Source organism: Aquabacterium sp., assembly GCF_004297345.1.
In the GTDB taxonomy this organism is placed as follows: domain Bacteria; phylum Pseudomonadota; class Gammaproteobacteria; order Burkholderiales; family Burkholderiaceae_C; genus Aquabacterium.
Genome location: NZ_SCTN01000403.1, coordinates 1 through 10183, shown reverse-complemented (window position 1 = coordinate 10183; position 10183 = coordinate 1). Strand labels below are relative to the sequence as shown.

The following is a 10183-nucleotide window of genomic DNA, read 5'->3' as shown; positions in this document are numbered from 1 at the left end:
CCTGGTTGATGAAGGTGCATGGTGCGGCCATGATGCTCATGCTGTTCCTGATCGGGCGCATCTCGGCCACCCATGTGATGCGTGGATGGCGTTTGCGCATTCGCAGAATAGAAGGCGTAGGCATGCTCACCTGTCTGGCCTTGATGGCCCTGACCGGCTACAGCCTGTATTACGTGGTGCCCGATGAGTGGCGGGATGCCAATGGCTGGGTGCATGCGGCCATCGGCATCGCCTGGTTGCTGACGCTGCTGGTGCACCGTCGTCGCTCAGCAGGCGTCCATCACTGATCAGCCAGCTGTCTTGCTGGCACCAATGGCCGGGGCGGTTCTCACGCTCCAGAACATGGTCACACCCAGGATGCCGATGACCACGCCCAGCGAGGCCAGCGTCGGGATCTTCACGATGTCGATCAGCATCATCTTGCTGCCGATGAACACAAGGATCACGGCCAGGCCATAGCTCAGCAGGTGGAACTTGGCGGCCATGGCAGCCAACAGGAAGTACATGGCTCGCAGACCCAGGATGGCGAAGATGTTGGAGGTCAGCACGATGAAGGGATCGGACGTGACGGCATAGATGGCGGGGATGGAGTCCACGGCAAAGATGACGTCCGTGAAACCCACCAGTGCCACCACCAGCAGCAAGGGCGTGGCGATGCGCGCGCCGTTCTGCGTGGTCCAGAAGCGCTCGCCGTCAAAGTGCTTGCTCACACGCAGGGCGCGCCGCAGCAGTTTCAGCGCTGGGTTGTCTTCCAGGTCAGGCTCCTTGTCCGCAGCCCACCACATCTTGATGCCCGTGAGCAGCAAGAAGGCACCAAACAGATACAGCACCCAATGGAACTGGCTGATCAGCCAGCCACCCACCAGGATCATGGCTGTGCGCAGCACGATGGCGCCGATGATGCCGATCATGAGCACGCGCTTCTGGTAAGCCGGCGGCACCGAGAAGTAGGTGAAGATCATCAGGAAGACAAAGATGTTGTCGACCGCCAGCGATTTCTCTATCAGGTAGCCGGTGAGGAATTCCAATGCCTTGGCATTGGCGATCGCGGCACATTGATCTTGCGCGAAGGCCCACCACAACAGGCCATTGAAGGCCATGCTCAGGGCCACCCAGATGGCTGACCAGCGCATGGCTTCGGGAACGGACACCGCATGCGCGCCTTGTTTTTTGAGGACGATAAAGTCCACAAACAAGGCGGCAAGCACGAACAAAATAAAAACGATCCAGAGCCAGAGTGGCGCCAGGGTTTGCATGATGGTTCTCCAATAGGAACAAGCATGGCGAAGCCACCATGGCTTCGCACCTCAAGCGCCGAAAAATCTTGCTGGACAGACGGGCGTCTGCTGTGAACCCCGGAGGGCCTGCATTGCACAGGCCTTCGTGTTGACGGGGATGCACCGCCACCTTGATGGGCTGCGCGCTACTCCTCTTTCGGACGGTGGGATTCTATCTGCGTGCGAATATGCCCTTGTCGGGCATGAGGGTATGAGGCCAGTGCGGGTATCAGCGGCCAGCCTCATCCCGCATGTCTTCGCGCTGCTGGCGTTGCCAGACCTTCAAGCGCGAGTCCATCACGCTGAGTTCGATCACGTCAGCCGCATTGGGCTGGCGGAATCGCTTTTGCGCGCCTTGTATGCGGTCAATGGCACCGGGCAAGTCACCCAAGGCTGCGACGGCTTCTGCCTCTGCTCGCACGGCCCGCAGGGGCTCGTTCAGTCGTTGCCACAGCTCCGCCAGCGTGGACCAGGCTGCCGCGTCATGCGGGTGGTTGCTCACGTGGGTTTGCAGGCGTGACGCTGCGTCGGCCCAGGCTGTTGGCTGGGCTTTGCTGTCCGTCAGTGACAGCGCAATGTGTGCGGCCAGCAAGACTTCGGGGCGACCATCAGCGTGACTGACGGCCTTGTTCTCGGTCAACTCCCTGTTGAGGGTGCTGGCCGCTTCGGCTGCCTGATGGCTGGCAAGCTGGCAGTCCATCACCGCCATCGACACGATGCGTGACACGGTGGGTTGCTGGCTGGCGGGCAGGGCCTTGGCCGCTTGCCGTGCCAGTGCGAGCGTTTGCAGGCCATGGGCCACATCACCACTGCGTTGTTGGGCCACGCCAGCCGTGTAGTACGCCGTCACGGCCTGCAAGGCCGTGGCATTGCGCCTGATATCGGGGGTGGCCAGGTTTTGCAGCGACACGCTGCGGGTGTCCATCAGCACCTTGGATCGGGCGGCCATCAGCGTATGTTGAGCCCAGATGGCGCTGTCCTGGCCACGGCCCTGAGAGGCTTGTCGCCAGCCGCCGGGGCCCAGTCGTGCGCGTGCCTCGCCGATCCGTTCGGTGGTCAGCGGGTGGGTGCGCAGATAGGGGTAGCTGCCGTCGTCATTCAGGCGCGACGCCTGCTGAAGATGCTCGAACATCTCTGCCATGCCCGCCTGATCGAAGCCAGCGTCACCCAGAACGGCGTAGCCCACGCGGTCGGCTTCGCGCTCCATATCGCGCGAGAAGTTCAATTGCCCCTGGATGGCCACAGCCTGCCCGCCGTAGATCATGGCCTGGGCGGCCTGGGGGTTGCGGCTGGCCGCCAGGATGCCCAGCACCATGGAGGCCAGGCTGACCCACGATTGGCGCGATTGCTGGCCAATCATGCGGGCGATGTGGCGTTGTGTCACGTGTGAGAGTTCGTGTGCCAGCACCGAGGCAAGTTCATCTGGTGTGGTCGTCATGGCCAGCAAGCCCAGGTGAACCCCGATGTAGCCACCAGGCAAGGCAAAGGCGTTGACCGTGCGGTCCCGAACCAGGAAGGGCTCCCACGCGTGGGAGGCTTCCAGCTCAGGGCTGATCTCGCCGCGTTGCCGTGCGCCGGCCAGCAGGCGGGTCCACACCTCGCTCACGTACTCCAGCACCATGGGGTCATCAACCACATCCGGGTCGCGCAGGATGGAGCGCATGATCCGGTCGCCCAGGCGGCGTTCAGCCATGGGCGAGAGTTCCTGCGCCGCCGCGTCACCCAGGGCCGGCAGAGCCGATGATGCGCTGCCCGGTGACGGCAGATTTTGCGCCTGCACTGCCGTACCCAGCGGCCAGGCCAGCAAGACCACGGCCGCCGTGCCCCAGCGGCTCAGTAAACGCTTTGGCGACAACGCGCGTGGTGCCTTTGTGGGCGGCTGGACAGAGGCAGGTTGTGAAACAGTCAAGGGCATGAACACAAAACCGGTGATGCAACTGCGCAGTATGCTGCGAACTGTGCGTGCCTGGCCGGCGGAAACGACCGCAGGTTCAGGTGCTTGAACTTCTTTACCTTTCCCCACATGGGGCAACACGGCTATTGTCCATGAGCGAGCTGACGCATTTTGATCACCAGGGCCAGGCCCATATGGTGGATGTTTCCAACAAGGCAGCCACGGTTCGGGTGGCGGTCGCCCAGGGCCGCATCGTCATGTTGCCCGCTACCCTTGCGTTGATCGCGCAGGGCAAGGCCGGCAAGGGCGATGTGCTGGGCGTGGCCCGCATCGCGGCGATCCAGGGCGCCAAGCGCACATCGGATCTGATTCCCTTGTGCCATCCATTGGCTTTGTCCAAGGTGGCGGTCGAGTTCGAGTTGGATGAGGCCGCATCGGCTGTGATCTGTCGCACGACGGTCCAGACCGTGGGGCCAACGGGCGTCGAGATGGAGGCCCTCACCGCCGTGCAGGTGGGCCTGCTCACCATCTACGACATGTGCAAGGCCGCCGACAAGGGCATGGTCATGACCGATGTGGGCTTGCTTGAGAAGGTGGGCGGCAAGTCCGGCCATTGGGTGCGCCAGGCCCCGCCGTCAGTTTGACGGGGCGCTTGCGCATCACCCTTCAGGGCAGGAGTTCGCGCCAGCCGTAGCGCTGCTTGGGCTCTTCGCACTGGAAGGGGCGCTCTTCGCCGGGTTCTGGCTGGGTCTTGCAAACGGACAGGAATTCGTCACCCAGCGGGTTGCGGAACTCCTTGAGCCGCTGCACGACGTATCGGCCCTTGTCCTCCTGGCCGTGTTCGGCCAGCGAGCGCGCGTAGGCCGCCATCAGGCGCGCATCCACCAGGTTGTGTAGCGTGCGCTTGAAGGCCTGCGGCGGTTTGCTGGGGTCTTCGTCGTCGGCGCTGGTGACATCGGCGTAATCGGCCTGGTATCCCCACCACACGTGCTTCATGCCGCTTTCGATGCGCTTGTCCAATGGGCCTGCACCTTTACGTGGCGCATAAATGTTGACCGCTGACCAATAGTCCGTGGCGCACCACACGCTGAGTGCCGCCATCAACAAGCCGGCGGCGAGCATCTGCCAACCTGCTCCCTGTTGGGCTTGTTGCTGTTTTTCTGCCTGGCAGGACAGCCCCAGCCCCCAGGCAAAGGCGGTTGGCAGCAGGAAATAGCTGTACCAGAGTGGGTACTCCAGCAGGCTGTGCAAGGCCGCAATGGCCACGATCACGCTGCAGGCCCCGACGGTGGCGCGCTTGCCGCTGTCTTCGTGTTCATCTGGTCGGGCCAGGCCAACAAACAGGGCGTAGCCGCCCAGCAGGCTCAGTGCCAGCAGCAGAGCCGTCAGCGGCAGCCCGAATTCCACGGCCCACTGCATGGGCAGGTTGTGGGTGTGGTCGAAGAAGGCTACAGGCCGAGTCGGAAAGGGGGTGAAGGTCCAGGCGAGGTTGAATTCGCCATAGCCAACGCCCAGCCATGGTTGTGCTTTGATCAACTCCCAGACATTGGCCCAGATCTTGAACCGGGAGCTGGAGATGTCACTGCCGTCATGCAGGCGGGCTTCCGCGGCGAAGGTGGCGCCCTTGTGCGCATGGGCCCACAGCCACATGCCGCCCCAGCACAGGCCATAAACCACCGGTGCGCCGATCAAGGTGGCGCGCAGGATCTTGGGCAGGCGTTTGTCTGCCACGCCCCAGATGGTCAGGAAGAGCATGCCGACCATGCCTGTGCGCGAGGCCGTCAGCACGATGCCCCAGATGAAGAGTGCAACCAGGGCCGCCCCCAGCCATCCGGGCAGGCGGCGGCGTGCGCCCAGCCATGCTGCGCCCGCGCAAGAGAAAACCAGCAGGGTGCTGAAGTGATTGGGTTGGCGCAGGTTCCCCACGGCCCGACCCGGCATCGTGGGCTCGGCCACAAAAATGCCATCAGCCCAACCCGGGTGGAAGACCTGAATCAACGCCAGGACCATGCCCACGACGCCTGCCGCCGTCAAGGCGCCGAAGAAGGTTTCTGCAATGGTGTCGCGGTTGAGGCTCTGGCCTGCGCGCCAGCCTGCACGCAGTGTGAGCAAGGCCCCCAGCGCCATGCCCCCGCCCATCAGACCCAGCCCGGCGGGCAATGCGCCCCACACAAAAGCCGAACCAAAAGCCTCGATGGCGCAAATCAGCAGCATCGCGCTCAGGGCCGACAGGGCCAGCCCCTTGGGGCCATGAACCGGTGCTTTGGGCAGCCCGCCCAGCACGGCCACGAACATACCCCATCCGAGCACGGCAAGGACCTGGTTGAAAAAGGTCACGGAGGGTGGCTCGTGGTGCGCCACCAGTGTCGGTACGAGAACGGCCAGCAGGCTCATGGCCCACCACGTGGGGAGTTGCCGGGCTGCGGAATCTTCGGAGGCTGACGTGATCATGGCCGCTATTGTCGCGGCAGTTCAGGCCGGCTCAGGCACTTTCCCGTGGCGCATCTGCGCCAGCGTGTCTTTCAGTGCCGTGAACTCGAAAGGCTTGGACAGGCAGGCATCCGCATCCAGTGCCTTGGCCTGGTCGCACAAGCTGGTGTCGCCTGATATCAGCACAGTCGGCAGCCTGGGGCGATGAAGTCTTTGCTCCTCGTCCCGGATGGCTGCCAGTGTGCTGAGGCCATCCAGGCCGGGCATGTGCTGGTCCAGCAGCAACACGTCAAATACATCATTTTTCAGCGCTTGCAGGGCATCCAGGCCATTGGTCACGAAGGTGCTCTGGACCTGGCAGTGCTGCAGCATTTCCTGCAAAATTCGTTGATTGAGCAGGTTGTCCTCCGCCACGAGTACCCGCAGGGCAGGTTGCGCAGGGGGGGGCACCGCATCGGTGGTTTCAATGGGCTCGTCCACCCGTTGCGAGGATAAGCTCAAGGGGATACGCACCGTGAAGCGGGTGCCTCGCCCGGGCGTGCTCTGCACATCGATGCTGCCCTGCATGGCTTGCAGCAGGCCTTGCACAATCGACAGACCCAGCCCCGTACCGCCAAATTGCTCGCCAATGGCCGTATCAAGTTGCTCGAACGGTTTGAACAGCTTGGGCAGCTTGTCTGGCGCCATGCCGATGCCCGAGTCCTGGATGGACAGCATGATCCACCGGTCATGGCCGTGTGCCGGCAAAGGTGCCAAAGCATCCTGTTCGATCTGCACGCGCACCTCACCCTGGCTGGTGAATTTCACGGCGTTGGACAGCAGGTTGTTCAGCACCTGCCGGAGGCGCCGCTTGTCGCCGAGAAACTGTATGGGTGTCTCGGCGGCTATCTCACATACCAGTTGCACACCTTTGGCTTCGCAGGCCGGCGCAAACAGGTTGGCGGACTCTTGCAGCAAGGCCCGCAGATCGAAGGCCTCGTGAGCCAGTTGAACCGGGCCTTGGCTCATCTTGGTCCAGTCCAGCACGTTGTTGAGTGTGTCCAGCAAATCGCGGGCACTGTGTTCCAGCAAGGCCGTCAGGCGTTGCCTTTCTGGTGGCGCCAGGTCCGGCTTGTTCAGGGTGGATGACACCCCCACCATGCCACTGAGTGGTGTGCGGATCTCGTGGCTGATCGTGGCCAGAAAGCGCTCCTTGGCCAGATCGCCCTGGTGCGCACGTTCTCTGGCTGCATCCAATGCCAGATAGGCATCCTGGCGCCAGCGCGTGGTGATCCAGCCAAACAGGGCAAAGAGCAGCAAAGCCCCAATGGCACTGCCCAAGGTCTGGTGGTCCGCGGACGGCAATAACTGCCTGCGCATCTCGGGCAGGTCAGGCGCAGCGTGGGTGGCCATCCACCAGGCCTCCAGCACGAAGGCGCAACACAGCAAGGCGCCCATCCGCGTCAGGCCGGATACCAGCGCCATGAAGGGCAGTACGGCTATCCAGCGCAATGCGGGCGCATAAATTCCCCCCTGTATGAACGCGACCAGGCCCACGATCCCGTATAGCCCGCTGATCACGATATGCAGGTGCCAACGCGCCTGGCCCGGCTCACGGTGACGATGCACACGCCAGGCGCAGAAAGCGTTGACCAGCAACATGGCCAGGCAAAGCAAGGTCGCTTGATAAGCACCCAGCCGGGTCCAGATCGCGACGTAGGGCATCAGGATGATGCTGGTCAGCCCAACCAGGAACCAGAAGGTGCGCCGCACGACCAGTTCATCCAGTTCGTCTCCGCTGATCAAGGGCGTAGCTTGTGCCTCGCCCGTGCCTTGCTTCGTCATGGTGTGATGGGGCTCCTTGTATGCGAAGCGTTTCGCCGTATCAGCCATACAGCACCGATCGTGTCCCAATCTACCAGCGCTTGGTTCGTGGCAGAAGCGGGAATCCCTGAGGGTGGGCATCGCCTGTGGTGTGGCTGATGCAATAAGCCTTGGGCAGCCAAGGATGTCCAAAAGCGTTGACACTGATAACCCCCTCCCAAGCTCATCAGCACATCGCGGACCATCATGACAACAAGCGCGCAGGCCACAACGGCACCCACCACCACCTTGTTGGTCAAAGAGCGACTGCTGCTGTGGAGCTTGGCCGCCATCAATTTCACTCACATCGTCGACTTCATGGTGATGATGCCCCTGGGGCCACAGTTGACGAAGCTGTTCCATCTCACGGACGCGCAGTTTGGTCTGCTGGTGTCTGCGTATTCGCTGGCTGCGGGGGTGTCAGGGCTGATGGTGTCGATGGTGATTGACCGCTTCGAGCGCAAGCGCGCTTTGCTGTGGGTGTATGCCGGCTTCGCGCTGGCCACGCTGGCTTGTGGATTGGCGCCGAGCTATGGGGCCTTGATGGCTGCGCGTGTGGCGGCAGGTGTGTTCGGTGGGGTGCTGGGGGCACTGGTCCAGACCATCGTGGGCGATGCCGTGCCTTTCGAGCGCCGAGGGCAGGCCATGGGCCTGGTGATGTCGGCCTTCTCCTTGTCCACGGTAGCGGGCGTGCCCTTGTCCTTGTGGATGGCCAGTGTGTGGGGCTGGCACATGCCCTTCTTTGCCATCGCTGCCGCGTCCGTGCTGGTCTGGCTGGCAGCCTGGCGCTCCGTGCCACTCTTGCGTAGTCACATGGCGGGCGTGTCTGCCCAGCCGCCCATCGAGCAGTTGCGCCGCGTGCTGGCCGAGCCCAATCACTGGCGTGCTTTCGCCTTGTCCATGTTGATGCTCACGGGCAGCTTCAGCATCATTCCCTACATCACGATCTACACGACGACCAATGTGGGCTTGAGCCAGGATCAGGTCCCCTATGTGTACCTGGCAGGCGGTTTGGCCACCTTGTTCACGGCGCGCTTGTGGGGGCGTTTGACCGATCGTTGGGGCAAGGTGCCCGTGTTCCGCCTGATCAGCCTGGGCGCCGTTCTGCCCATGCTGGCCTTGACCCACTTGCCGGTGGTGCCCGTGCCCGTCTTGCTGGTGGTAACGACGGCCTTCTTCGTGTTCGTGTCTGGTCGCATGGTGCCCGGGATGGCCTTGTTGACCGCTGCGCCAGAACCCGCCATGCGGGGCTCGTTCATGAGCGTCAATGGCGCGCTGCAATCTGCGGCGATGGGGGTGTCCGCCTGGGTGGGCGGCCTGATGATTTCACGCACGCCTGACGGCCTGGTCGAAGGCTATGGCCGGGCTGGCTGGCTGGCCCTGGTGGCCACGCTGATCATGGTCTGGTGGGTGGGGCATTTACGCCTGCATACACAGGGCAAGGCCGCTTGAACAGGGGCGTTTGAGCTGTCGCAAGCGTTTACGGGTTTTCTTCACGCGCTTGTACGTGTCCATACAAATACTGAGTTCATGTACTTGTCACAAAGGCCTGACAGGCGCACACTGGTCTTCCGGTTGACGGTTTTCAGCAGTAAGCCGCAACAACTCAACGCGGCTTGTCCGCTGAGTCGCCACCCGGGTGTCTTCAACGTTCCTGCTCTCGAAAGGAGGCAGTATGAATTTGACGATCAGTGGCCACCACCTGGAAGTTACCCCTTCGCTACGTGAGTACGTGCTCACCAAGTTGGATCGAGTGACCCGTCATTTCGATCAAGTCGTGGACATCAACGTCCTGCTAACCGTTGAAAAGCAAAAGGAAAAGGATCGCCGACAAAGGGCTGAAGTGACTTTGCATGTGAAGGGAAAGGACATTTTTGTTGAAACCTCTCATGAAGACCTTTACGCTGCCATTGACCAAGTGATGGACAAGCTGGATCGTCAAGTCTGCCGCCACAAGGACCGCGTGCAGGATCATCATCACGCATCCCACAAGCGCCAGGCCACACCCTGGGACGCTATTCAATAAGCACGCGCTGCCGCCGCAAGCCTCAAACAGCGTGCTTGGTGTGACCTGATTGCGGGTCGCCAGCGCAGGTAGGCACCAAGTTAACGGCCCTTAGGGGCCGTTTTTCATGGGCTGCGTATTTCACATCGGGCTAGAGTCTTTTCATCTCCTGGTCATGGTGGCGTTCCAGGGCGTTTTTGGGAATTTGCCTCTTGCTGCGCTGCAGCATTGGGTGCAGAATCCCTCAAATCGAGGGACAGTGTGATAGGTCACTGCAGTCATGCTGTCTCTATAATCCGCCCCTCGTCCGTCCCGGGAGTTGGGGTCAAGGTGCTTGCCGTCACCCCTGCTTGAATCAAGATGAATCGACTTTCAGCCATCCTTCCCGCCAGCCAGGTGCTGGTGGACGTGGACGCCAGCAGCAAGAAGCGGGTCTTCGAGCACGCTGGGCTGCTGTTCGAGAATCAGCACGCAATTGCACGCGCCACCGTCACGGACAACCTGTTTGCGCGTGAGCGCCTGGGCTCTACAGGCCTGGGGCACGGCGTGGCCATTCCGCATGGTCGCATCAAAGGATTGAAAAATCCCTTGGCGGCTGTGATCCGTTTGAGCCAGCCCATTCCTTTTGATGCGCCAGATGATGAGCCCGTCAACCTGCTCATCTTCCTGCTGGTGCCGGAAGCCGCCACGCAGCGCCATCTTGAAATCTTGTCCGAAATTGCCGAGCTGCTGTCA

The 10183-nt window shown here is 62.1% G+C and carries 8 protein-coding genes and 1 pseudogene; 5 read left to right on the top strand and 4 right to left on the bottom strand.

What is annotated here, in order from left to right; translation table 11 throughout:
- Window positions 1–287, top strand: a pseudogene (locus EPO09_RS15640) (DUF4405 domain-containing protein); the annotation flags it as partial.
- On the opposite strand, the gene EPO09_RS15635 reads toward EPO09_RS15640, so the two are convergent.
- Both EPO09_RS15635 and EPO09_RS15630 read right to left on the bottom strand, forming a co-directional pair.
- The gene (locus EPO09_RS15635; RefSeq protein WP_290644256.1) at window positions 288–1256 is read right to left on the bottom strand and encodes a TerC family protein; all 969 of its coding nucleotides are present in this window, start codon (window positions 1254–1256) and stop codon (window positions 288–290) included.
- 250 nt (window positions 1257–1506) lie between these two features.
- Window positions 1507–3132, bottom strand: coding sequence for a M48 family metalloprotease (locus tag EPO09_RS15630; protein WP_290644255.1), 1626 nt, complete (start codon window positions 3130–3132; stop codon window positions 1507–1509).
- Window positions 3133–3323: 191 nt separating this feature from the next.
- Between EPO09_RS15630 and moaC the strand changes: the two genes are divergently transcribed.
- The gene (gene moaC / locus EPO09_RS15625; RefSeq protein ID WP_290644254.1) at window positions 3324–3815 is read left to right on the top strand and encodes a cyclic pyranopterin monophosphate synthase MoaC; all 492 of its coding nucleotides are present in this window, start codon (window positions 3324–3326) and stop codon (window positions 3813–3815) included.
- A 22-nt stretch (window positions 3816–3837) separates the two neighbouring features.
- Here the strand turns inward: moaC and EPO09_RS15620 are convergent, their stop codons facing one another.
- Both EPO09_RS15620 and EPO09_RS15615 read right to left on the bottom strand, forming a co-directional pair.
- Entirely contained in the window at window positions 3838–5622 is a 1785-nt protein-coding gene (locus tag EPO09_RS15620; RefSeq protein ID WP_290644253.1) for an O-antigen ligase family protein, read from the bottom strand.
- Between the two features lie 21 nt (window positions 5623–5643).
- Complete coding sequence (locus tag EPO09_RS15615) at window positions 5644–7425, bottom strand: ATP-binding protein (protein ID WP_290644252.1); 1782 nt, start codon at window positions 7423–7425, stop codon at window positions 5644–5646.
- A gap of 225 nt (window positions 7426–7650) precedes the next feature.
- On the opposite strand from EPO09_RS15615, the gene EPO09_RS15610 reads away from it, so the two are divergent.
- The 3 genes from EPO09_RS15610 to EPO09_RS15600 all read left to right on the top strand — a co-directional run.
- Window positions 7651–8895 (top strand): MFS transporter, encoded by a 1245-nt coding sequence (locus EPO09_RS15610; RefSeq protein WP_290644251.1) that lies wholly within the window; start codon window positions 7651–7653, stop codon window positions 8893–8895.
- A gap of 223 nt (window positions 8896–9118) precedes the next feature.
- The gene (raiA, locus tag EPO09_RS15605; RefSeq protein ID WP_290644257.1) at window positions 9119–9469 is read left to right on the top strand and encodes a ribosome-associated translation inhibitor RaiA; all 351 of its coding nucleotides are present in this window, start codon (window positions 9119–9121) and stop codon (window positions 9467–9469) included.
- A gap of 339 nt (window positions 9470–9808) precedes the next feature.
- Window positions 9809–10183, top strand: a 375-nt coding sequence (locus EPO09_RS15600) for a PTS sugar transporter subunit IIA (RefSeq protein WP_290644250.1), incomplete at its 3' end; no start/stop codon positions are given.

What these genes read in the sequence shown, in the direction of transcription:
- EPO09_RS15635 (WP_290644256.1), bottom strand. Translation starts at nt 1,256, where the DNA reads ATGCAAACCCTGGCGCCACTCTGGCTCTGGATCGTTTTTATTTTGTTC.
- moaC (WP_290644254.1), top strand. Translation starts at nt 3,324, where the DNA reads ATGAGCGAGCTGACGCATTTTGATCACCAGGGCCAGGCCCATATGGTG.
- EPO09_RS15620 (WP_290644253.1), bottom strand. Translation starts at nt 5,622, where the DNA reads ATGATCACGTCAGCCTCCGAAGATTCCGCAGCCCGGCAACTCCCCACG.
- EPO09_RS15615 (WP_290644252.1), bottom strand. Translation starts at nt 7,425, where the DNA reads ATGACGAAGCAAGGCACGGGCGAGGCACAAGCTACGCCCTTGATCAGC.
- EPO09_RS15610 (WP_290644251.1), top strand. Translation starts at nt 7,651, where the DNA reads ATGACAACAAGCGCGCAGGCCACAACGGCACCCACCACCACCTTGTTG.
- raiA (WP_290644257.1), top strand. Translation starts at nt 9,119, where the DNA reads ATGAATTTGACGATCAGTGGCCACCACCTGGAAGTTACCCCTTCGCTA.